The sequence below is a fragment of the Streptomyces sp. SID5643 genome, assembly GCF_009872555.1.
GTDB classification, from domain to species: domain Bacteria; phylum Actinomycetota; class Actinomycetes; order Streptomycetales; family Streptomycetaceae; genus Streptomyces; species Streptomyces iakyrus.
The window spans coordinates 1-22,581 of sequence record NZ_WWIC01000089.1; the positions used below are offsets into that span (position 1 = coordinate 1).

The window sequence follows — 22,581 nt, forward strand, 5'->3', positions numbered from 1 at the left end:
CACCTCGTTCATCGACGGGTGGAAGAACAGCGTCAGGTACACACCCGTGAGGATGATGATGATGAAGCTGTAGAGGCAGATCTCGCCCAGCATGAAGGACCAGTGGTCCGGGAAGATCTTGCGCATGTTGGCCTTGGCCAGGGAGTAGATCCCGAGGCGGCCGTCGGCCCAGTCGGCGACCCGCTCACCCGCGGGTGCCTTGCGGCGTGTCTGTGCAGTGCTCATCCGCGCTCCCAGAAAGCAGGGCCGACGGGCTCGTCGAAGTCGCCGAGCGCCTGAAGGTAGCCCTCGTCGTTCACGCCGATGCGGAGCTGCGGCAGGGCGTGACCGGCGGGACCGAAGATCACTCGGGCACCGTCGGAGAGGTCGAAGGTGGACTGGTGGCACGGGCAGAGCACGTGGTGCGTCTGCTGCTCGTACAGGGAGATCGGGCAGCCGACGTGGGTGCAGATCTTCGAGTACGCCACGATGCCCTCGTGCGACCACTCGAGCTCGCGCTTGTCCTTGATGTCCTCCGGCTGGATCCGGACGATCATCAGGGCGGCCTTGGCGATCTCGTTCTGGAACGAGTGGTCGTGCTCCTCCAGGCCCTCGGGCTTGGCGAAGGTCAGCGAACCGACCGCGACGTCGGACGGACGCAGCGGCTCGTTGGTGTTCATGTTGACGAGCAGCTTGCCCTTGGACCACAGCGTGTGGCGGAGCTTCGTGCCGGGCAGCGGGCCGAGGTCGCGCAGCAGCACGACGCCGGAGAGCGGCACCAGCGTGAGCGCGCCGAGCATCGTGTTGCGGATCAGCTTGCGGCGGCCGAGCGCGGACTCCTTGGCACCCTGCTTGAAGTCGGCGAAGACCTTCTCGCGGACCTCGGGCGTCGCCTCGATCGGGTGCCGCTCGTCGGCGACCTCGACGTCCGACATCAGGGTGCGTGCCCAGTGGACGGCGCCCGCGCCGATGCAGAACAGCGCGATGCCGAGCGTCATGCCCAGCGCGAAGTTCAGGGCGCTGATGTGGCCGAGCGGCCAGATGTAGACCGACTTGTCGACCGGGATCGCCACGAAGGAGGCGATGAAGGCGACCGTGGCCAGCATCGACGTCGTGAACAGCAGCGCGACCGTGCGCTCCGAGCGCTTGGCGGCCCGCTCGTCGACGTCCTGGATCCGGTGCTCGTGGGGCGGCAGGCCCGGGTCGGCGAACGGGTTCTTGTCGTCCGCGACGCTCACCGCGCCGTGCCCGTGCTCGTCATGGCCTGCGGACTGCGCGGCAGGCAGGTTCTCTTCTGGAATGTCTTGGCTACTCATGACTTCTTGGCCTTTGCGGTCCGGGCGGCGACCCACACGGCGACGGCGATCAGACCGCCGAGACCGAAGATCCAGCCGAACAGGCCCTCGCTGACCGGCCCGAGGCCACCCAGTTCGAGGCCGCCGGGGCTCTCGGTCTTTTCGCTGTTGACCGCGTCGAGGTACGCGATGATGTCCTTCTTGTTCTTCTCCGACAGCGTGGTGTCGGGGAAGGACGGCATGTTCTGCGGGCCGGTCTGCATGGCCTCGTAGATGTGCTTCGGGGAGGCGCCCTCGAGGGTCGGGGCGTACTTGCCGTGCGTCAGCGCGCCGCCCTTGCCGGTGAAGTTGTGGCACTGCGCGCAGTTGGTGCGGAACAGTTCACCGCCCTTGGCGATGTCGGCACCCTCGGGGCCGTACTGCTCCTCCGTCGGGATCGACGGGCCGGCGCCCAGCGAGGCGATGTACGCCGCGAGCTGGTCGATCTCGGCCTGCGAGTAGATGTTCTTCTTCTCCGGGACCTGGGGGCCCTGGGAGGTGGCGGCCGGCATACGGCCGGTGGCCACCTGGAAGTCGACGGCCGCGGCGCCCACACCCACCAGGCTCGGCCCGTCGGAGGTGCCCTGACCGCCGGTGCCGTGGCAACTGGCGCAGCCGACGGCGTAGAGCTTCTTGCCCTCCTCGATGGTGAGGGACTGGGCGGTTTCGTCGGCCTGCGCCTTGTCCGCGGGTGCGAACACGGCGTACAGCCCCCCGGTGCATGCCAGCGCGAGGAGTAGGACGACGAGCGCCGCCAGCGGGTGGCGTCGTCGTGCGGAGAGCTTTTTCACGGATTACCCCGGTGTCAGGATCTTCTGCGTCGATGCTTCTGGGATGCGCGCTTCGTCGAGCACGCGCGGATGCGGGCCCTGCTACTTGATCATGTAGATCGTGGCGAAGAGACCGATCCAGACGACATCGACGAAGTGCCAGTAATAGGACACGACGATCGCGGCCGTCGCCTGCTCGTGGGTGAACCTCCGGGCCGCGTAGGTACGGCCCAGGACCAGCAGGAAGGCGATGAGTCCGCCCGTCACGTGCAGTCCGTGGAAGCCGGTGGTCAGGTAGAACACCGAGCCGTACGGGTCGGAGGAGAGGGACAGGCCCGCCTCCTTGACCAGCTCGGTGTACTCGAGCACCTGGCCGCCGATGAAGATCGCACCCATCACGAACGTGACGATGAACCACATCCGGAGCTTCTTCACGTCACCGCGCTCGGCGGCGAAGACGCCGAGCTGGCAGGTGAGCGAGGAGAGCACCAGGATGGTGGTGTTCGCCGCCGAGAACGGGAAGTTGAGATGGGAGGCCATCTCCTTCCAGTGATCGGGACCCGTCACCGATCGCAGGGTGAAGTACATCGCGAAGAGGGCCGCGAAGAACATCAGCTCGGAACTCAACCAGATGATGGTTCCGACGCTGGTGAGGTTCGGCCGGTTGACCGACGGGTGCGCGTGCCCGGTTTCTGCTGTCGTTGCTGTCGCCACGACCGACATTATGTCGGTCGCTTATCCCGCCCTCACTCCGGGGGGTGCCGTTCGGAGTGTCTAAGCCGGTCGTACCGGTGTTGACGTGGTGTTCAAGGGAGTAGCATCCGGCCCAACGGGCCTGTCCTTACGACGCTGACGTCACGGAGGAACAATGCAGCCGACCGCCACGGTGCTGGTCTACAGCGACGACTCCAACACCCGCGAGCAGGTGCGGCTCGCCACGGGACGGAGGCCGGCTCCGGACGTCCCCGTGGTGGAGTTCCTGGAGTGCGCGACCCCGGCCGCGGTGCTCAAGGAGCTGGACCGGGGTGGGATCGACGTCTGTGTACTGGACGGCGAGGCCGTGCCGATGGGGGGCATGGGGGTCTGCCGGCAGATCAAGGACGAGGTGTTCGACTGCCCGCCGGTGCTGTTGCTGATCGGGCGGCCCCAGGACGCGTGGCTGGCGACCTGGAGCCGGGCCGAGTCCGCGGTGACCCTGCCGGTGGAGCCGGTGGAGTTCGCCTCGGCGCTGGCCTCCCTGCTGCGGGAGAAGGCGGCTTTGAACGCCTAAGGGCTCGGTTCGCCTTGTTGTTCGGCGGCTGCGGGCGCGTGGGGGTTGTTCGCGCCCCCGCGGCGGAGCCGCAGATCCGATACAGCCCCGCGCCCCCTTCTGGTCAGACGCTCTGAGGGCGTAGCCGGGCCCTGTCGGCCTCTGTGGGGCCGTCCGGGGTGCCGCCGACCAGGGCGCTGCCGGTGCGCCACTTCGCCCAGTCGAGGTTCCAGTCGCCGAAGCCGTTGCCGAAGGGGGCCATCATGTCGCCGCCGGAGTTCACGACCTTGACGATGTCGCCCTCGCGGACGGTGTCGTAGAACCAGGCCGCGTTCTCGGTGCTCATGCCGGTGCAGCCGTGGCTGACGTTGGCAAAGCCCTGGGAGCCGACGGACCAGGGGGCTGCGTGGACGTACTCGCCGCTGTTGGTGACCCGGACCGAGTGGTGCACCATCAGGTCGTAGAAGTCCGAGGCGCCGATGCTGGCGCTGGTCATGCGGACGGTGCCCTCCTTGGCCAGGACGACCTTGACGCCGTTGCGGGTGTCGTAGCCGGGCATGCCGGTGGTGACCGGTATCTGCCGGATGACCTCGTCGTTCTTGTAGACGGTCATCTGGTGGGCGGCGGCGTCGGTGACGGCCACGAGCTTGTCCGCGGTGGTGAAGGTCAGCGGCTTGGCCTTGCCGCCCCACATCCGGTCGCCGATCTTGATGCCTTGCAGGTTGCTGCGGACCTGGACGGTGGCCTGGGCGGGCCAGTAGTCCTTCGGGCGGTAGTGGAGCTTCTTGTCGTCCACCCAGTGCCAGGCGCCGTCCGTGGAGGGCGTCGAGGAGACCTTGAGGGCGCGTTCCACGACGGCCCGCTGGGCCTTGTCCTTGACGGGCCGGCTCAGCTCGGCCGTCACGGGCTGCCCGACGCCGTAGGTGCCCGTCTTGGGTCCGAAGGTGACGTCCAGGCTCTTCTTGGTGGTGGGCTTGCCGGTGTCGAAGGTGACGACCTTGCGGCCGGGTGCCCCGTCCTCGTCCTCGGTGCTCACACGGACCGTGTAGCTGGCGTTCGCGGCGAGCGGGGAGGTGCTGTGCCACCGGCTGCCGTCGGCGGCGAGTTCGCCCGCCACGTAGCGTCCTGAGGCGTCGTGGGCGGTGACGTCCGTGATGCGCCCGTCGGAGTCCTCGACGACTTCCAGGGGCTTGTCCGGGTCGGCCTTCTTGCGGCCTTCCGAGGGGGTGCTGAACGAGACCTGGTCCGCCGCGTCGTAGGGGCGGGCGGCCAGTGGGTTGCCGTCCGAGCCGCAGGCGGTGACGCCCGCGCAGAGGGCAATCACCAGCAGTGTGCAGCCGACGACGGTGCGGGGGCGGGATATCGCTGTGTGGCTCATGAGCTCACGCTAGGAAGCAGCGTCAACAGCGGCACGCCGAGCGAACCGTACGAGTGACACGCATTACGGCAAAAGCAGGGGCCCGGACGCTCCTTGCGGAGTGTCCGGGCCCCTGAGGCGCTCGGCGCGTGTTACTGGGTGCGGTTCTCACCGCGGTAGTACTCGAACACCCAGCCCCAGATCCCGATCAGGATGATCGGCAGCGAGAAGTACATCAGCCACCAGCCGATCGCGATCGACAGGAAGGCGAGGGCGCCACCGATGGCCAGGGAGAGCGGCTGCCAGCTGTGCGGGCTGAAGAACCCGACCTCGCCGGCGTCGTCCGCGACATCCGCCTCCTTGTTGTCCTGCGCGCCCACGTCGACCCGCTTGGCCGTGAAGCCGAGGTAGAAGCCGATCATGATGCACAGGCCGAAGGCCAGGAAGAGGGCCGTGGTGCCGGCCGGCTCCTTCGACCACACGCCATAGACGACCGCCATGACGAGCACGAAGACGCTCAGCCACATGAACATCTTGCCCTGGATCTTCACTTGCCGGCCTCCTTGCCGCCAGCGAGGGACTTCTCGCCGTGACCGACGTTCTCGAGCTGGTCGAGAGCGGCGATCTCCGGGTGGTGCAGGTCGAACGCCGGCGATTCACTGCGGATGCGCGGCATGGTGATGAAGTTGTGCCGCGGCGGCGGGCAGGAGGTCGCCCACTCCAGGGAGCGGCCGTAGCCCCACGGGTCGTCGACCTCGACCGGCTTGCCGTACTTGGCCGTCTTCCACACGTTGTAGAAGAACGGCAGGATCGACATGCCGAGCAGGAACGAGCTGATCGTCGAGATCGTGTTCAGCGCGGTGAAGCCGTCGGCCGCCAGGTAGTCGGCGTACCGGCGCGGCATGCCCTCGGCGCCGAGCCAGTGCTGGACCAGGAACGTGCCGTGGAAGCCGATGAACAGCGTCCAGAAGGTGATCTTGCCGAGGCGCTCGTCCAGCATCTTGCCGGTCCACTTGGGCCACCAGAAGTGGAAGCCGGAGAACATCGCGAAGACCACGGTGCCGAAGACGACGTAGTGGAAGTGCGCGACCACGAAGTACGAGTCGGAGACGTGGAAGTCCATCGGCGGCGAGGCCAGGATGACACCGGTCAGACCACCGAAGGTGAAGGTGATCAGGAAGCCGGTCGCCCAGAGCATCGGTGTCTCGAAGGACAGCGAGCCCTTCCACATCGTGCCGATCCAGTTGAAGAACTTCACGCCGGTCGGTACGGCGATGAGGAACGTCATGAAGGAGAAGAACGGCAGCAGCACACCGCCGGTGACGTACATGTGGTGGGCCCACACCGTCACGGACAGACCCGCGATCGCGATGGTCGCGCCGATCAGACCCGTGTAACCGAACATCGGCTTGCGGGAGAAGACCGGGATGACCTCGGAGATGATGCCGAAGAACGGCAGCGCGATGATGTACACCTCTGGGTGGCCGAAGAACCAGAAGAGGTGTTGCCACAGCAGGGCCCCGCCGTTGGCGGAGTCGAAGATCTGCGAGCCGAACTTGCGGTCCGCCTCCAGGGCGAACAGGGCCGCGGCCAGGACCGGGAAGGCGAGCAGGACCAGCACACCGGTCAGCAGCACGTTCCAGGTGAAGATCGGCATGCGGAACATCGTCATGCCGGGGGCGCGCATGCAGATGATCGTGGTGATGAAGTTGACCGAGCCGAGGATGGTGCCGAAGCCGGAGAAGGCCAGGCCCATGATCCACATGTCGGCGCCGATGCCCGGGCTGCGGACCGCGTCCGAGAGCGGGCTGTAGGCGAACCAGCCGAAGTCGGCCGCGCCCTGCGGGGTGAGGAAGCCGCCGACCGCGATGAGCGAGCCGAACAGGTACAGCCAGTAGGCGAACATGTTCAGCCGCGGGAACGCCACGTCGGGCGCGCCGATCTGCAGCGGCATGATCCAGTTCGCGAAGCCGGCGAACAGCGGCGTCGCGAACATCAGCAGCATGATCGTGCCGTGCATCGTGAACGCCTGGTTGAACTGCTCGTTCGACATGATCTGCAGACCCGGCCGGGCCAGCTCGGCGCGCATGAACAGCGCCATCACGCCACCGATGACGAAGAACGCGAACGACGTGGCCAGGTACAGCGTGCCGATCGTCTTGTGGTCCGTCGTCGTCAGCCACTTGACCACGACACTGCCGCGGTTCTGGCGCCTGACCGGCAGCTCGTCCTGGTAGTGGGACCCTGCTGCCGCGGCACCCTGGGGTTCGTTGAGGATGCTCACAGGTTGTTCGTCTCCCGGTTCTTCTCGTGGCTCGTCTGCGCGATGCCGGCAGGAACGTAACCGTTCTGCTGCTTGTCCACGAGGTCCTTGAGGTGCTGCTCGTAACGCTCGGGGGAGACGACCTTCACGTTGAACAGCATCCGAGAGTGGTCGACGCCGCAGAGCTCGGCGCACTTGCCGAGGAAGGTGCCCTCCTTGTTCGGGGTCACCTCGAAGGCGTTGGTGTGGCCCGGGATGACGTCCTGCTTCATCAGGAACGGCACCACCCAGAAGGAGTGGATGACGTCACGCGAGGTGAGGACGAAGCGGACCGTCTTGCCCTTGGGCAGCCAGAGCGTCGGGCCCGGGTTGTTGGTCTGCGGGTTCCGCGTGCCGGGGGTGCCGCAGTCGTAGACGCCGCCGGCGTTGGCGGGGAAGTCCTCCTTGAAGCGGTCCGGGATCGCGTCCAGGTCCTTGGAGGTCTTGGCGTCCCCGGTCGAACCGGCGACCGGCTCGATGTAGTTGAAGCACCAGCTCCACTGGAAGCCGACCACGTTGACCGTGACGTCGGGCTTCTTCTTGAGGCTGAGCAGCTCGGACTCGTCACGGGCGGTGAAGTAGAACAGCACCGAGACGATGATGAGCGGGACGACCGTGTACAGCGCCTCGATGGGCATGTTGTACCGGGTCTGCGGAGGAACTTCGACCTTGGTGCGGCTGCGCCGGTGGAAGAAAGCACTCCACAGGATCAGACCCCACACCAGCACGCCGACGGCGAGCGCAGCCGCCCAGGAACCCTGCCACAGGGAGAGGATCCGCGGAGCCTCTTCCGTGGTCGGGGTGGGCATACCAAGGCGGGGGAAGTCTTCCCAGTTGTACGAGCAACCGGTGGCTGTCGCCAAGACCAGGCCCGCGGTCAGTGCCTGCAGCAGCTTCCGCCGCATCGGGCGCCGCGGCGAGCGGTCGGAGCCGTTGGGACTCACGTAGCGCCTTCCCGAGAGTCTCGCCCGCGCGGTCGGCTGCGGCCTGGCCTTCTCGCTGGTCGGTCGCCGCCCTGCGTCGGGCAGGGGTTTGGATGTTTATGCGGACCAAACCCTAGCCGACGCCTTCCGGGGGTTCTCGGGGAGGGGTGCCTACTCACCCGGGTGGTTCGCTGAATTGGCGGCTGCGGTCCGTTTGTGGCTGTTCGCGCCCCGCGGCGGAGCCGCAGATGTCACAGCCCCGCGCCCCTGAGGTACGCCTCGCCCGGGGACGTTCTAGCGTTGCCGTGTGGCCTACTTCGACGCTGCTTCCGCTGTTCCGCTTCATCCGATCGCCCGGCAGGCCCTTCAGGCCTCGCTCGACGAAGGGTGGGCCGATCCCGCGCGTCTGTACCGGGAGGGGCGGCGGGCCCGGGTTCTGCTGGACGCGGCGCGGGAGGCCGCCGCCGAGGCGGTGGGCTGCCGGCCGGACGAGCTGGCCTTCACCTCGTCCGGAACCCGTGCCGTGCACACCGGGATTGCCGGGGCGCTGGCCGGGCGGAGGCGGGTGGGGAGTCACCTGATCGTGTCCGCGGTCGAACATTCCTCTGTACTGCATTCGGCGGAGCTCCTGGAGGCGGCCGGGGGGAGCATCACCCAGGTCGCCGTGGACCGCGCCGGGTTGGTGGACCCCGCGGCCTACGGTGACGCCCTGCGCGGGGACACCGCGCTGGCGTGCCTCCAGTCCGCCAACCACGAGGTGGGGACCGAGCAGCCGGTCGGGGCGGTGGCGGAGGTGTGCCGGGAGGCCGGGGTGCCGTTGCTGGTGGACGCGGCGCAGTCGCTCGGGTGGGGGCCGGTGGACGGGGGCTGGTCGCTGCTGACGGCCAGTGCGCACAAGTGGGGCGGGCCGTCCGGCGTCGGGCTGCTCGTGGTCCGCAAGGGCGTGCGGTTCGCGGCGCAGGGGCCGGTGGACGAGCGGGAGTCGGGGCGGGCGCCCGGTTTCGAGAACATCCCGGCGATCGTGGCGGCGGCCGCGTCGCTGCGGGCCGTGCGGGCCGAGGCGGCCGAGGAGGCCGTGCGCCTGCGGGAGCTGACGGACCGGATCCGGGCCCGGGTGCCGCGGCTGGTGCCTGACGTCGAGGTCGTCGGCGACCCGGTGCGCCGGCTGCCCGGGGTCGTCACCTTCTCCTGCCTGTACGTCGACGGGGAGGCGCTGCTGCACGAGCTGGACCGGGAGGGCTTCTCGGTCTCGTCCGGATCGTCCTGCACGAGCAGCACGCTGACGCCGAGCCATGTGCTGCGGGCGATGGGCGTGCTGAGTGAAGGGAATGTGCGGGTTTCGCTGCCGCCCGGGACGGCGGAGGAGGACGTGGAGCGGTTCCTGGCCGTCCTCCCCCGGGCCGTGACGGCGGTGCGGGAGAAGCTGGGGGCGCCGGTTTCCCAGACGGTGGTGAAGGAGGCCGACGCGCTCGTCGTGGACTCCCTGGGCAAGCGGTGCCCGATCCCGGTCATCGAACTCGCCAAGGTCATCGGCGACGTGCCGGTGGGCGGCCTGGTCCGGGTCCTGTCGGACGACGAGGCGGCCCGCCTGGACATCCCGGCGTGGTGCGAGATGCGGGGCCAGGAGTACGTGGGCGAGGAGCCGGCGGACAAGGGCAGGGCGTTCTTGATCCGCCGGGCGAGCTGAGCGACCCAGGGGCGCGGGGCTGTTTCGCTGTGCGGCTACCGCCGCGTGAGCGCGACCGGCCCCCACGCACCCGGACACGGCGACGGTCAGGCCAGATGCCCCTGCACCTCGGTAGCCGCCTCGTCGCCGTACGCCTTGGTGAACCGCTCCATGAAGTGCCCGCGCCGCAGCTGGTACTCCTGCGTCCCCACCGTCTCGATGACGAGGGTCGCCAGCATGCAGCCGATCTGCGCGGCCCGCTCCAGGGAGACGCCCCAGGCCAGGCCCGACAGGAACCCCGCGCGGAAGGCGTCGCCGACGCCCGTGGGGTCGGCCTTGCGCTCCTCGTCCGGCGTGCCGACCTCGACCGGGTCCTCGCCGGCCCGCTCGATGCGCACGCCGCGCGCGCCCAGGGTGGTGACGCGGTGGCCGACGCGGGACAGGATCTCCTCGTCGCTCCAGCCGGTCTTGGTCTCGATGAGGCCCTTCTCGTACTCGTTGGAGAAGAGGTACGTGGCCCCGTCCAGCAGGATGCGGATCTCCTCGCCGTCCATCCGGGCGATCTGCTGGGAGAAGTCGGCGGCGAACGGGATGGACCGGGAGCGGCACTCCTCGGTGTGGCGGAGCATGGCCTCGGGGTCGTCGGCGCCGATGGAGACCAGGTCGAGGCCGCCGACACGGTCGGCGACCGTCTTCAGCTCGATGAGGCGGGCCTCGCTCATGGCGCCGGTGTAGAAGGAGCCGATCTGGTTGTGGTCGGCGTCGGTCGTGCACACGAAGCGGGCGGTGTGCAGCGTGTCGGAGATGCGGACGGAGTCGGTGTCGACGCCGTGCCGCTCCAGCCAGGCGCGGTACTCGTCGAAGTCCGCGCCGGCAGCGCCGACCAGGATCGGGCGGGTGCCGAGCTGTCCCATGCCGAACGCGATGTTCGCGGCGACGCCACCGCGGCGGACGTCGAGCTTGTCGACCAGGAACGACAGCGAGACCGTGTGCAGCTGGTCCGCTACGAGCTGGTCGGCGAAGCGGCCGGGGAAGGTCATGAGGTGGTCGGTGGCGATGGAGCCGGTGACTGCGATGCGCACGGCGTGGATTCTCCTGAGGGAGGCGGACCTTGACAGTTCACGCTATCGGGTGGGCGGGGCAGCTCTGAAGGCAGCGAAACTACCCGATAGTAGATCTTTCTCCGTGAGCTCCACCGTGCATACGGTGCCGCTATGACGAACCTCAAGGTCCATGCACCCCTTCCGGTCGATCTCGAAGGCGATCTGGCGTCGCTGCCCGGGGACGGGGCACGCATGGCTCCGCACTGGGCGGTCCCCGCCCGGGCCGCCTCGCGGCCGGTCTCCCCGGCCCTGATCCACGGCGTGTCCGTACCTCCCGCCTCGGCCCGGCTGCTCGACGCCATGGAGGACTACGGGGACTGAACGGCGCACACGCGGGAACCGTGTGCTCCCCCGCTGCGTCCCATCGCTGTCCCCCGTAAAGGGGAGGCGGGATACGACCCACCAGCGGGCCCGTAGGTGACGGGCCGGGTCCCATGGGACAGCTGTGCAGCCGAAGGAGCGATGCGGTGAACACCGAGCGACCCGACAACGACGACGACGCCAGGGAAGCGGCCGGCGCCACCGCCGATGCCCCGGAGGTCGAGGAGCCGGGTACGGCGGACGCCGGAACCCCGGCGGAGGCCGGGGAGCCGGCGGAAACCGACGTGGCTGCCGAGGCCCCCGTGTCGCCGGATGCCGCTGAGTCTGACGAGACCTCCGAGGTCACCGAAGCCGCCAAGACTTCGGAGGCCCCCGAGGTCACCGAAGCCGCCAAGACTTCGGAGGCCTCCGAAGTCACCGAAGCCGCCGAGACCTCTGAGGCCTCCGGGGCTGCCGGGGCTGCCGGGGCTGCTCAGGCTCCCGGTGAGGATGCACAGGCCGCTCGGGACATCAAGGACGAGGCGGCTCCGGCAGCCGAAGAGCCGGGCACACCGCAAGCCGCGGGCGCCGAGGAAGAAGCCCGCCCCGAAGCCCGCCCCGATGCCGCCCCGGTACCGGTGGATGACATCACCCGGGACGAAGAGGACCTGGTCCGTCCCGGCGGTGGCCGTCCCCGTACGCCCGCGATCATCGCCTCCGTCGCCGCAGCCGTGCTGATGATCGGCGGTGGCGGGGCCTGGCTCGCCTCCAACGCGTCCAGCGGGCCGGGCGGCGGTACGTCGTCCGGCGCGCCCGGTGGGGACGGCTCTCCCCCGCCGCTCGTGCTCGACGGCTACTCGGAGTCCACGACGGGCGGCGGCAACGGCATCGCACCCGGCGAGCCCAACCCCTACGGCGCCACCTACCGGGTCGACGGCACCCTCCCCGACGGTCCCGGCAAAGCGCCGGTCTACCGGGCGCAGGGCGAGGTCACGAAGGCGGAGGTGACCCGGCTGGCGAAGGCCCTCGGGGTCGACGGCGCGCCGGTGGCGCAGGGCGAGGCCTGGAAGATCGGGGGCCAGGACGGGTCGGGGCCCAGCCTCCAGGTGAACCGGCAGGCGCCGGGCGCCTGGACGTTCACCCGGTACGCCCCGGGGACCGACGCCTGCAAGGGCACCGACACCTGCACCGCCCCGCAGCCCGGCGGCACCCCGGTGGGCGAGGACGTGGCGGAGAAGGCCGCGGCGCCGGTGCTGAAGGCCTTGGGTCAGGACGACGCGAAGGTCGACGCGAGCCAGGTCATGGGCGCCCAGCGGATGGTGAACGCCTCCCCCGAGGTCGGCGGACTGCCCACGCACGGCTGGACGACCGGGATCACGGTCGGCTCCGACGGCGAGGTCGTCGGCGGCAGCGGCCAGCTGAAGACACCGGTGAAGGGCGACACGTACCCCGTGGTCGGCGCACGGAAGGCGCTGGAGCTGATGGAGGGGCAGCCGAAGAGCGATCACCGGATGGGCATCGGCGGCTGCGCCGGCCCGGTGCCGCTGGAGGACCGGCCGGAGCAGCCCTGCGAGCAGCCGTCGAGCGGCGCTCCCCAGCAGGACACCGTCACGGTCGAGAAAGCGGTGTTCGGGCTGGCCGCGCACGTCGTGGACGGGCGGCAGGCGCTGGTGCCGTCCTGGCTGTTCGAGGTGACGGCGCCGGGCGCGAAGGACCCGTTCACGGTGACGTATCCGGCGGTGGAGCCGAAGTTCCTGGCCTCCCCCGAGCCGAGCGAGCCGAGTGACCGGCCGACGGCGGATCCGGGCCCGCGTGAGGTGGAGGTGGACGGTTACCGGGCCGAGGGCGCGGAGCTGACGGTGACCTTCACGGGCGGGGTGTGCGAGGACTACGACGTGAAGGCGAGCGAGAAGGGCGGCGAGGTGACGGTCACCGTGACGTCGACCCCGTGGCCGAACGCGATCTGCATCCTGATCGCCAAGCAGTTCCAGGAGACCGTCCAGCTGGACGAGCCGCTCGGTGACCGGGCGGTGGTGAACTCGGACGGCAAGGCGGTGCCGCTGGCCAAGGAGGGCGCGCGGCTGCCGGCTCCGCCCACCCGGGAGCGGTAGGAGCGGCCGTACGGCACGAAGGCGGCGGCCCCGTCGGAGAGGGCCGCCGCCTTCGTCGTGTCCGCGGCCGCCGGGGGGCGGCTCGGCAGGCTCAGCTGAAGGAGTCGCCGCAGGCGCAGGAGCCCGTCGCGTTCGGGTTGTCGATCGTGAAGCCCTGCTTCTCGATGGTGTCCACGAAGTCGATCGTGGCACCGCCCAGGTACGGGGCGCTCATGCGGTCGGTGACGACCTTCACACCATCGAAGTCCTTCTCGACGTCGCCGTCGAGGGCGCGCTCGTCGAAGAAGAGCTGGTAGCGCAGGCCCGAGCAGCCGCCGGGCTGGACGGCGACGCGCAGCGCGAGGTCCTCGCGGCCTTCCTGGTCGAGCAGCGCCTTGACCTTGGACGCGGCGGCGTCGGTCAGGATGATGCCGTCGGTGACGGTGCTGGTCTCGTCCGATACGGACATCTACATCTCTCCCGGGTTGTACGGAGACTGCTTGCCGACGGTTCCAACCGGCGGGGCCCCGGAATCATTCCTGGGCCGGGCGCTCGATCTCGGCTCCTTTTCATGCTCGCACACGCATCGGGAACCGGAAAACGGCTCTTTCCGGGTCTTCCCGGGAATGAACGGCGGCCCACCGGGATTCACGTCACACAGACGCTATGGCCATCGTCAAAGTGACGTGAAGCGGTTATGATAGATAGCGTCAAATCGACGAAAAGTCGCAGAAACAGAAAGGGTGCGTGTCGTGACCACCGCCCAGACCCAGGAGCTCGACGTACAGCCGACGCCCCTCGCCCTGCTGCTCCTCGGCCGTGAGGCCGACCCGAAGAGCGAGCGCGGTGTGGAGTGCCCCGGCGACCTGCCCTCGCCGTCCGACCCGGACCTGGTGGAGCGCGCCCGCAAGGCGAAGGAGAAGCTCGGGGACAAGGTCTTCGTGCTCGGCCACCACTACCAGCGCGACGAGGTCATCCAGTTCGCCGACGTGACGGGTGACTCGTTCAAGCTGGCCCGCGACGCGGCCGCCCGCCCGGAGGCCGAGTACATCGTGTTCTGCGGCGTGCACTTCATGGCGGAGTCCGCGGACATCCTGACGTCCGACGACCAGAAGGTCGTCCTGCCCGACCTCGCCGCCGGCTGCTCGATGGCCGACATGGCGACGGCCGAGCAGGTCGCCGAGTGCTGGGACGTGCTGACCGAGGCCGGCATAGCCGAGCAGGTCGTGCCCGTCTCGTACATGAACTCCTCCGCCGACATCAAGGCGTTCACCGGCAAGCACGGTGGCACGATCTGCACCTCGTCCAACGCCAAGCGGGCCCTGGACTGGGCGTTCGAGCAGGGCGAGAAGGTGCTCTTCCTGCCCGACCAGCACCTGGGCCGCAACACCGCCGTGCGCGACATGGGCATGTCCCTGGAGGACTGCGTCGTCTACAACCCGCACCGGCCGAACGGCGGCCTGACCGCCGACGAGCTGCGCGCGGCGAAGATGATCCTGTGGCGCGGCCACTGCTCGGTGCACGGCCGCTTCAGCCTGGACTCGGTGAACGACGTGCGCGAGCGCATCCCCGGCGTGAACGTCCTGGTGCACCCCGAGTGCAGGCACGAGGTCGTGGCCGCGGCGGACTACGTCGGCTCGACGGAGTACATCATCAAGGCCCTGGAGGCCGCGCCGGCCGGCTCCAAGTGGGCCATCGGTACGGAGCTGAACCTGGTCCGCCGCCTGGCGAACCGTTTCGCGCCGGAGGGCAAGGAGATCGTCTTCCTCGACAAGACGGTCTGCTTCTGCTCGACCATGAACCGCATCGACCTCCCCCACCTGGTCTGGGCCCTGGAGTCGCTGGCCGAGGGCAACCTCGTCAACCGCATCGAGGTGGACAAGGAGACGGAGGCCTTCGCGAAGCTGGCCCTGGAGCGGATGCTGGCCCTGCCGTAACCCACGCCCCGTCCGTCGTCACCCCGAGCGGGGTTTCCGCTCGGGGTGCGCGGGGTCCAGGGTGAAGATGCTGCCGCCCGGGGTGGTCGCCACGAGGGCCCCTTCGAGGAGCCGTACCGGGGTGGCGCCCCAGTCGGTGGCGTTGCTCTGGGCCCTGGGCTGCGTCTCCCAGAGCAGCGTGCCCTTCTTCGTGTCGAGCGCTCCGACGCGGCCGCTGGCGCTGGCGAGGTACACGGCCCGGGCCCGCGGGTCGTACGTCGCCTCGCCCGGCTGTTCCAGGCTGGTCGGGGTCTGCCACAAGGGCTTGCCCGTGCGGGCCGACACGGCGGTGACGCGTCCACTGGCGGTGGCGAACCACAGGGTGCCGTCCGCCAGCGTCACCTTTCCCTCGTACTCCTCGGCCAGCTCTGTCGTGCTCTGGGCGCCGGTGGCGGGGTCCACGAGCCGGATGGCCGCATAGGGCGGGTCCTGGCCCACGAGGACGTTCCCGTCCTCGTCCTGGGTCAGGTCCAGGAACAGGAGCCGGCCGTCGAAGGTGCCGAGCAGCCCGCCGACCTGGTGGGGCACGCTCAGCCGGCGCGCCGGGCCGTCGGCCGGGTGCAGCTCCATGACGAGAGCCTCTTCCGGTCTCGCCTCCGGGCTGCACTCCAGCCACAGCTTCCCGGCCACTTCTTCGATCCCGCAGGCGTGCTTCGCGGGCAGACGTTCCGTCCAGCGCGAATCGCCGGTGCGGATCGTGCGGGCCGTCACCGAGGTGCCGTCGCCCTCCGGGAGCACGACGACGTCACCCGACACGGCCACCTCCGCCCACGCGTCGTTCACCGCGCGGTCCCAGAGCCGTTCGCCGGTCCGGGTGTCGAACGCGAAGACCCGGGTCGCCCCCTCGCCCGGGGGCTCCTGCTGCACCAGGACGGCGTCGTCCCGGACGGTCAGGATCTCGAACCTGGAGAGGTCGTCGCCGGTGACGGCCGCCACGGGGCCGGCGCGCCAGACCGTCTTGCCCGTCCTCCCGTCGAGGCGGACGGGCAGGATGCCGTCGCCCGCGCAGTAGACGGCCCCCTCCTCCGTCCGGCACACCGGACCGCCCCGCAGCCCTCCGGGCTGCGGCTGCTGCGTCGTGCGCACACCGCGCGCGGCCGTCTCGTACACGGTCGTCTGCCAGGGCTGCCAGCCGTCCGGGGGCGCCGCCCACCGGGAGTTCGCGGACGGTGACGCCCCTTCCCGGTCCGCGCTCTGCGCCCAGCCGGGGCCGAGCGTCAGATAGGCCGTCAGGCCGAGGACGGCGGCGCCGACCGTGCCCGTCGCCGCGAGCAGCGGGCGGATACGGCGGCGGGGGCGGGCGGGGTCCGCCACGGTTGCGGGGTGGGCGGGCTCGACCGCCGCGAGCCGGTCCGCGCGCAGGGACATGGTGGCCGGGTCGCCGTCCCCCGGCTCGGGCAGGACGTCCGCCAGCTCCCGGGCCAGCTCGTCGAGACCGGGCCGGTCCACCGGCTCCTTGGACAGGCAGCGCTCCAGCAGCCCGCGCAGCGGCCCGTCGACGCCCGTGAGCACCGGTTCGTCGTGCACCACCCGGTAGGCCGTCAGATAAGGGCTGTCCGCGTCGAAGGGGCCGCGCCCGGTGACGGAGTACACCAGCAGCGCCCCGAGGGAGAACACGTCCGACGCCGGGCCGACCGCCCGGGCGTCGACGAGCTGTTCGGGGGACATGAAGGGCGGTGTGCCGATCATCTGGCCGGTCTCGGTCAGCGTCTGGTGGTTCTCCGCCGCGCGGGAGATGCCGAAGTCGATGACGCGCGGGCCGTCTTCGGCCAGCAGGACGTTGGCCGGCTTCAGGTCCCGGTGCACCACCCCTGCCCGGTGGATGTCGTGCAGGGCCTCCACCAGGCCCAGGGCCAGCCCGCGCAGTTCGGCGTCCGGCAGGGCACCCCGGTCGCGGATCCGCCGGGCGAGCGAGGGCCCGGGCACGTACTGGGTCGCCATCCAGGGCCGGGCCGCCTCGGGATCCGCGTCCAGCACCGGTGCCGTGAAGGCTCCGCTGACCTTGCGGACCGCCGCGATCTCCTGCCGGAACCGGGCCCGGAAGACGGGGTCCGCGGCGTACTGGGCGTGGACGACCTTGATGGCCACGTCACGTCCCGAGCGTGCCCTGGCCCGGTAGACGACGCCCATGCCCCCGGCCCCGAGCCGGTCGAGCAGCCGGTAGCCGCCGACCGACTTCGGGTCCTCGCTGTGCAGCGGCACGCCCGAACCCCCTTCCCCCGTCAAGCCGTTCGAGGCCACAGGATACGTAACGCGGACATGGCGGCGGCCGGGCACCGGACGTGGAGGTCCGGTGCCCGGCCGCCGCCGGGTCAGGCCGTCACACGCCCGCGTGCTCCGGCTCCGCCGCGTCCGTCCGCTGGGCCGTCAGGCCCTTCTTCGCCGCGCGCTTCTTCGCCCGGCGCTCCTTGCGGAGTTCGAACATCGCGTACAGCGTCGGGACCAGCAGCAGCGTCAGCAGGGTCGACGTGACCAGGCCGCCGATCACGACCACGGCCAGCGGCTGGGCGATGAAGCCGCCCTCGCCGGTGATGCCGAGGGCCATGGGCAGCAGGGCGAAGATCGTCGCCAGGGCGGTCATGAGGATCGGGCGCAGCCGGTGCCGGCCGCCCTCGATCACGGCCTCCACGACGCCGTGACCCTGCTTGCGGTACTGGTTGATCAGGTCGATCAGCACGATCGCGTTCGTCACCACGATGCCGATCAGCATCAGCATGCCGATCATGGCCGGGACGCCCATCGGGGTGCCGGTGGCGATCAGCAGGCCGATCGCGCCGGTCGCCGCGAACGGGATGGAGACGAGCAGGATCAGCGGCTGGACCAGGGACCGGAAGGTGCCTACCAGCAGCATGAACACGATCGCGATGGCCGCCAGCATCGCCAGGCCCAGGTTGGCGAACGCCTCGTCCTGGTCCTCGGAGACACCGCCGATCGACGCGGTGGCGCCGTCCGGGAGCTTCAGCGCGTCGATCTTCGACTGGAGCTGGGTGCTGACCGCGCCGGTGTTGTCACCGGTCGGCTTCGCGGTGATGGTGGCGGCGCGCTGGCCGTCGATGCGGGTCATCGAGACCGGGCCGTCGACCAGCTTCACCGTGGCGATGTCGCCGAGCTTCACCTTGCCGCCCAGGCGCAGGTCCTGGAGCTGCTTCAGGGTCGTGGCGGGCTTCGCCGAGCGGATGACGACGTCGCGCTCGGTGTCGTCCAGGACCGCCTTGGCCGCGGTGGTGCCGCGCACGGCCTGGGCGACGGCGGCTCCGAGCGTCTGGTCGTTGAAACCGGCCGCGGCCGCCTTGTCGTTGGCCTTGACCGAGATGCGCGGCACGCTGGTCGCGAGGTCGCTGGAGACGTCCGTGACGTCGTCGAGGGAGGCGACCGCCTTGCGGACCTCCTCGGACGCGGTGCGCAGCACACCCGCGTCGGCGGCCTTCACGACCACGCTGAGGTCCTGGCTGCCGAAGCCGTCACCGGCGGCCACGGTGGTCGTGCCGATGCCCTTCAGCCCGGCCAGACCCTTCTCGATGCGGTCCTGCACGTCTGCGTGGGACGCCGAGTCGTCCAGCATCACCTGGTACGAGGCCTGGTTGCTGTCCGTGCCGCCGCCGAAGGCCGCCATGAAGCCGGACGAGCCGATCGTGACCTGGTAGTCCTTCACGCCCTCGGTGCCGGCGAGCAGCCGCTCGACCTTCTTCGCCTGGGCGTCGGTGGCCGCCAGGCTGGTGCCGGGCTTCAGCTCCTGCTTGACGGTGAGGACTTCCTGCTCGCCCTGGTCGAAGAAGTTGGTCTTCAGCAGCGGCGCCATGCCGAACGTGCCGACCAGGACGACGATCGCGATGGCCACGCTGGTGAGGCGGCGGCGGGTCGCGAAGCGCAGGACCGGGACGTAGATGCGCTGGAGGCGGCTCTTCGCCTCCTTCTCCTCCGCGATCCGGCGTGCCTCGTCCGCGTCCTCGGGGGTGCCCTTCGGGGGCCGCAGGAACCAGTACGACAGCACCGGTACGACCGTCAGGGAGACGAGGAGGGACGCCAGCAGCGCGGCCGTCACGGTCAGGCTGAACGAGCCGAACAGCTCGCCCACCATGCCGCCGACGAGGCCGATCGGCAGGAACACCGCGACGGTGGTGAGCGTCGAGGACGTCACCGCGCCGGCGACCTCGCGGACGGCCTGGAGGATCGCCGAGTGGCGCTCCTCGCCGTAGCCGAGGTGGCGCTTGATGTTCTCCAGGACCACGATCGAGTCGTCGACGACCCGGCCGATGGCGATGGTCAGGGCGCCCAGCGTGAGGACGTTCAGCGACAGGTCGCGCGTCCACAGCACGATCAGGGCGAGGACGACGGACAGCGGGATGGACACCGCGGTCACGAGGGTCGAGCGGACCGAGGCCAGGAAGACCAGGATCACCAGGACCGCGAAGAGCAGACCGAGCGCGCCCTCGGTGGTCAGGCCCTTGATGGACTTGGACACGGCCGGGCCCTGGTCGCTGACGACCGTGAGGCTCGCGCCGGAGCCGAGGTCCCCCCGCAGGTCCGGCAGCTTGTCCTGGACGGCGTCGGAGATGGCGACCGCGCTGCCGTCGCGGTCCATCGTCACGGCGACGGAGAGGCTGGGCCTGCCGTCGGTGCGGGTGATGGAGTCGGCCGTGGCCTCCTGCTGCTTCACCGTGGCGACGTCGCCGAGGCGCACCGGCTTGCCCTTGCCCGGCTCGCCGGTGACCATCAGGTCCTTGATCTGCTCGACCGAGGTGAAGCCGCCGCCCACCTGGACGGTGCGGTTGGCGCCGTCCTCGTCGAAGGAACCGGCCGGGACGGTCGCGCCGCCCGCCTGGAGCGCCTGGGAGAGGGACTGCGCGGTCAGACCCGCCTTCGCCAGCTCGGCGTCGTCGGGCGTGACGGTGACCTGGAGGTCGCGCACGCCGTCGACGGTGACCTGGCCCACGCCGTCGATGCTCTTCAGGTCCGGCACGACGGTCTTGTCGAGCTGGTCGGCCAGGGCCTGCTGGTCGCGGCCGGAGGTGACGGCGAGGACGACCGTCGGGATGTCGTCCGTGGAGCCGGCGACGACCTGCGGGTCGACGTCGTCGGGGAGCTGGGCGCGGGCCCGGTTGACGGCCTGCTGGACGTCGGCGACCAGTTGCTCGGTGCCGTTGCCGTAGTCGAAGGACGCCATGATCACGGCGTTGCCCTCGCCGGCGGTGGAGGTGACGCCGCTGATGCCGTCGACAGCTTCCAGGGCGTCCTCGATGGGCTCGACGACCTGCTTCTCGACCACGTCCGGGGACGCGCCCTGGTAGGGCGCCAGCACGGACACCATGGGCAGTTCGATGGTGGGCAGCAGCTGCTGCTTGAGCTGGGGTATCGCGATCGCCCCGAAGACGAGCGCGATGATCGACATCAGCCCGATCAAGGCCCGTTGCGCGAGGCTGAACCTGGACAGCCAGGACATGGGTGAAGGTCTCTCTTCTGTTAACGGCAGAAGCGGCAGCGGGCGCGCAGATGAGCGCCCGCCCCTACACCCTGAGCCATGGAAACCGGGGGTTCCGTAGCCCCCAGGTCCAAATCCTTATGCGGCGCATACTCCGGCCGCAGTACGCCCGGCCCGGGCTCACTCCACCCTCGGACGGACCAGTCCGGACTCGTACGCGGTCACCACGAGCTGGGCGCGGTCTCGGGCGCCCAGCTTGGCCATCGCCCGGTTGACGTGCGTCTTCACGGTCAGCGGGCTGACTTCGAGTCGCTCGGCGATCTCGTCGTTGGAGTGCCCGCCGGCGACCTGGACGAGCACCTCGCGCTCCCGGACGGTGAGCGAGTCGAGCCGTTCGCCGCGCGCCGGGTCGCCGTCGGCCGGGTCGTCCGTGGCGAGGAACCGGGCGATCAGACCCGTGGTGGCCGCCGGGGAGAGCAGGGCCTGGCCACCGGCCGCGATACGGATGGCGTTCAGCAGTTCCTCGGGTTCGGAGCCCTTGCCGAGGAAGCCGGAGGCGCCGGCGCGCAGCGACTGCACGACGTAGTCGTCCACCTCGAACGTCGTCAGGATGACCACCCGGACGTCGGCGAGGTCGGGGTCGGCGCTGATCATGCGGGTCGCAGCGAGACCGTCGGTGCCGGGCATGCGGATGTCCATGAGGACGACGTCGGCCTGCTGCTCCTTCGCCAGCCGGACCGCTTCCGCGCCGTCGGAGGCCTCGCCGACCACCTCCATGTCCGGCTCGGAGTCGACGAGCACGCGGAAGGCGCTGCGCAGGAGCGCCTGGTCGTCGGCGAGCAGGACACGGATGGTCATGCGGGGTCCTCCCCGGTCGGTGTGCGGTTCTTGACCGGCAGGATGGCATGGACGCGGAAGCCGCCGCCGTAGCGGGGACCGGTGGTGAGGGTGCCGCGCAGAGCGGTGACGCGCTCGCGCATACCGAGCAGCCCGTGGCCGCCGCCGTCCTGGGTCTCGTGCTCGCCGCTGCCGTCGTCGAGCACGGTGATCTCGATGTTCGGTCCGACGCGGACGACGCTGACCTCAGCCTTGGCCTGGGGCCCGGCGTGCTTCTGCACGTTGGTGAGGGCCTCCTGGATGATCCGGTAGGCGGCCAGGTCGACGGCCGCCGGGAGGCTGGTGCCCTGGTCGGCGCGGGCGACCTCGATGTGCAGGCCGGCGCTGCGGAACGTGCCGGTGAGTTCGTCGAGGCGGTCCAGGCCGGGGGCCGGTTCGGTCGGGGCCTCCGGATCGCCGGACTGCCGGAGCAGGCCGACGGTGGCGCGCAGTTCGTTGAGCGCGGAGCGGCTGGCCTCACGGACGTGCCCGAGGGCCTCCTTGGCCTGGTCGGGACGCTTGTCCATGACATGGGCGGCGACCCCGGCCTGCACGTTGACCAGGGCGATGTGGTGGGCGACGACGTCGTGCAGGTCCCGGGCGATGCGCAGGCGTTCCTCGGCGACCCGGCGGCGGGCCTCCTCCTCGCGGGTGCGTTCCGCCTTCTCGGCGCGTTCCCTGATCGCCTGGACGAAGGCGCGGCGGCTGCGGACGGCGTCGCCGGCGGTGGCACCGATGCCGGTCCAGGCGAAGATGCCGAGGTTCTCCTGGGCGTACCAGGGCAGGGGGCCCGCTGCCATGGCGGCGCCGGTCAGCACGGTCATGGTGAGCAGGCCGACGCGCCAGGTGGTGGGGCGGTCGGTGGTGGAGGCGACGGTGTAGAGCGCGATGACGGCGGACATCGCGACGGGGGCACGGGGATCGCCGGTGACGGACTCGATGACGGAGAGCGTGCCGGTGAGGGCGAGGACCGCCATGGGAGCGCGGCGGCGGAAGACCAGGGCCGCGGCGCCGAGGGTCATGAGGATGAGGCTGAGTGGGTCGGGGGTGCGCAGGACCCAGTTGACGCTGTCCCGGTGCCGGGGTTCCACGAACGACCCGGCGACCATGCAGACCAGGACGGCGGTGGCCAGGACGGCGTCCATCGCCAGGGGATGCGCTTTGGCCCGGCATCTGGCCCGCGCGAGGGTGCTCACGGTTGTTCACGGTAGCTGGGCCGGTGCCCGGCGTCCGGGGC

Annotated in this window: 18 protein-coding genes and 1 pseudogene; 5 read left to right on the plus strand and 14 right to left on the minus strand. The window is 70.2% G+C overall.

Features of this window, described 5'->3' with window-relative positions; all coding sequences use genetic code 11:
• The 4 genes and pseudogenes from GTY56_RS11035 to ctaE all read right to left on the minus strand — a co-directional run.
• Positions 1 to 225, minus strand: a pseudogene (locus GTY56_RS11035) (cytochrome bc1 complex cytochrome b subunit); the annotation flags it as partial.
• A complete protein-coding gene (gene qcrA / locus GTY56_RS11040; RefSeq protein ID WP_161364904.1) occupies positions 222 to 1,295 on the minus strand; it encodes a cytochrome bc1 complex Rieske iron-sulfur subunit in 1,074 nt (357 codons plus the stop codon). The gene qcrA and the pseudogene GTY56_RS11035, both read right to left, overlap by 4 nt.
• Positions 1,292 to 2,104 (minus strand): cytochrome bc1 complex diheme cytochrome c subunit, encoded by an 813-nt coding sequence (gene qcrC / locus GTY56_RS11045; RefSeq protein ID WP_161364906.1) that lies wholly within the window; start codon positions 2,102 to 2,104, stop codon positions 1,292 to 1,294. The genes qcrA and qcrC overlap by 4 nt, the downstream gene beginning before the upstream one ends.
• Positions 2,105 to 2,185: 81 nt before the next feature.
• Positions 2,186 to 2,806 carry an aa3-type cytochrome oxidase subunit III gene (gene ctaE / locus GTY56_RS11050; RefSeq protein WP_161364908.1) on the minus strand — a complete coding sequence of 207 codons (621 nt, stop codon included), beginning with the start codon at positions 2,804 to 2,806 and terminating at the stop codon, positions 2,186 to 2,188.
• 145 nt (positions 2,807 to 2,951) lie between these two features.
• On the opposite strand from ctaE, the gene GTY56_RS11055 reads away from it, so the two are divergent.
• The gene (locus GTY56_RS11055; protein WP_033312740.1) at positions 2,952 to 3,353 is read left to right on the plus strand and encodes a response regulator; all 402 of its coding nucleotides are present in this window, start codon (positions 2,952 to 2,954) and stop codon (positions 3,351 to 3,353) included.
• 103 nt (positions 3,354 to 3,456) lie between these two features.
• Here the strand turns inward: GTY56_RS11055 and GTY56_RS11060 are convergent, their stop codons facing one another.
• From GTY56_RS11060 to ctaC, 4 genes are all read right to left on the minus strand, one after another.
• On the minus strand, positions 3,457 to 4,710 hold the full coding sequence (locus GTY56_RS11060; protein WP_161364910.1) for a L,D-transpeptidase: 1,254 nt from the start codon (positions 4,708 to 4,710) through the stop codon (positions 3,457 to 3,459).
• 131 nt (positions 4,711 to 4,841) lie between these two features.
• On the minus strand, positions 4,842 to 5,240 hold the full coding sequence (gene ctaF, locus GTY56_RS11065) for an aa3-type cytochrome oxidase subunit IV (protein ID WP_161364924.1): 399 nt from the start codon (positions 5,238 to 5,240) through the stop codon (positions 4,842 to 4,844).
• Positions 5,237 to 6,973, minus strand: coding sequence for an aa3-type cytochrome oxidase subunit I (gene ctaD, locus GTY56_RS11070; protein ID WP_161364926.1), 1,737 nt, complete (start codon positions 6,971 to 6,973; stop codon positions 5,237 to 5,239). The genes ctaF and ctaD overlap by 4 nt, the downstream gene beginning before the upstream one ends.
• Positions 6,970 to 7,935, minus strand: coding sequence for an aa3-type cytochrome oxidase subunit II (gene ctaC / locus GTY56_RS11075; RefSeq protein WP_107454510.1), 966 nt, complete (start codon positions 7,933 to 7,935; stop codon positions 6,970 to 6,972). Before ctaC ends, ctaD begins: the two co-directional genes overlap by 4 nt.
• 286 nt (positions 7,936 to 8,221) lie before the next feature.
• Between ctaC and GTY56_RS11080 the strand changes: the two genes are divergently transcribed.
• Positions 8,222 to 9,601 carry an aminotransferase class V-fold PLP-dependent enzyme gene (locus GTY56_RS11080; protein WP_161364928.1) on the plus strand — a complete coding sequence of 460 codons (1,380 nt, stop codon included), beginning with the start codon at positions 8,222 to 8,224 and terminating at the stop codon, positions 9,599 to 9,601.
• An 86-nt stretch (positions 9,602 to 9,687) separates the two neighbouring features.
• Here GTY56_RS11080 and GTY56_RS11085 read toward each other — a convergent pair whose 3' ends face one another.
• Entirely contained in the window at positions 9,688 to 10,662 is a 975-nt protein-coding gene (locus GTY56_RS11085) for a PfkB family carbohydrate kinase (protein ID WP_161364930.1), read from the minus strand.
• 132 nt (positions 10,663 to 10,794) lie between these two features.
• Here GTY56_RS11085 and GTY56_RS11090 point away from each other — a divergent pair, with 132 nt between their 5' ends.
• Together GTY56_RS11090 and GTY56_RS11095 are read left to right on the plus strand one after the other, a co-directional pair.
• Entirely contained in the window at positions 10,795 to 11,004 is a 210-nt protein-coding gene (locus tag GTY56_RS11090; protein WP_161364932.1) for a hypothetical protein, read from the plus strand.
• A 146-nt stretch (positions 11,005 to 11,150) separates the two neighbouring features.
• Entirely contained in the window at positions 11,151 to 13,094 is a 1,944-nt protein-coding gene (locus tag GTY56_RS11095; protein WP_161364934.1) for a hypothetical protein, read from the plus strand.
• 91 nt (positions 13,095 to 13,185) lie between these two features.
• On the opposite strand, the gene erpA is transcribed toward GTY56_RS11095, so the two are convergent.
• A complete protein-coding gene (gene erpA, locus GTY56_RS11100) occupies positions 13,186 to 13,542 on the minus strand; it encodes an iron-sulfur cluster insertion protein ErpA (protein WP_030837535.1) in 357 nt (118 codons plus the stop codon).
• A 283-nt stretch (positions 13,543 to 13,825) separates the two neighbouring features.
• Between erpA and nadA the strand changes: the two genes are divergently transcribed.
• Positions 13,826 to 15,010: a quinolinate synthase NadA gene (nadA, locus tag GTY56_RS11105; RefSeq protein WP_161364936.1), complete on the plus strand. Its 1,185-nt coding sequence runs from the start codon at positions 13,826 to 13,828 to the stop codon at positions 15,008 to 15,010.
• 18 nt (positions 15,011 to 15,028) lie between these two features.
• On the opposite strand, the gene GTY56_RS11110 is transcribed toward nadA, so the two are convergent.
• The 4 genes from GTY56_RS11110 to GTY56_RS11125 all read right to left on the minus strand — a co-directional run bounded on the left by GTY56_RS11110 (position 15,029) and on the right by GTY56_RS11125 (position 22,540).
• Positions 15,029 to 17,251 carry a protein kinase domain-containing protein gene (locus GTY56_RS11110; protein WP_161364938.1) on the minus strand — a complete coding sequence of 741 codons (2,223 nt, stop codon included), beginning with the start codon at positions 17,249 to 17,251 and terminating at the stop codon, positions 15,029 to 15,031.
• A gap of 118 nt (positions 17,252 to 17,369) precedes the next feature.
• Complete coding sequence (locus GTY56_RS11115; RefSeq protein ID WP_161364940.1) at positions 17,370 to 20,489, minus strand: efflux RND transporter permease subunit; 3,120 nt, start codon at positions 20,487 to 20,489, stop codon at positions 17,370 to 17,372.
• Between the two features lie 159 nt (positions 20,490 to 20,648).
• Positions 20,649 to 21,326, minus strand: coding sequence for a response regulator (locus GTY56_RS11120; protein ID WP_161364942.1), 678 nt, complete (start codon positions 21,324 to 21,326; stop codon positions 20,649 to 20,651).
• Positions 21,323 to 22,540 carry a histidine kinase gene (locus GTY56_RS11125; protein WP_161364944.1) on the minus strand — a complete coding sequence of 406 codons (1,218 nt, stop codon included), beginning with the start codon at positions 22,538 to 22,540 and terminating at the stop codon, positions 21,323 to 21,325. The genes GTY56_RS11120 and GTY56_RS11125 overlap by 4 nt, the downstream gene beginning before the upstream one ends.
• Positions 22,541 to 22,581 lie beyond the last annotated feature (41 nt).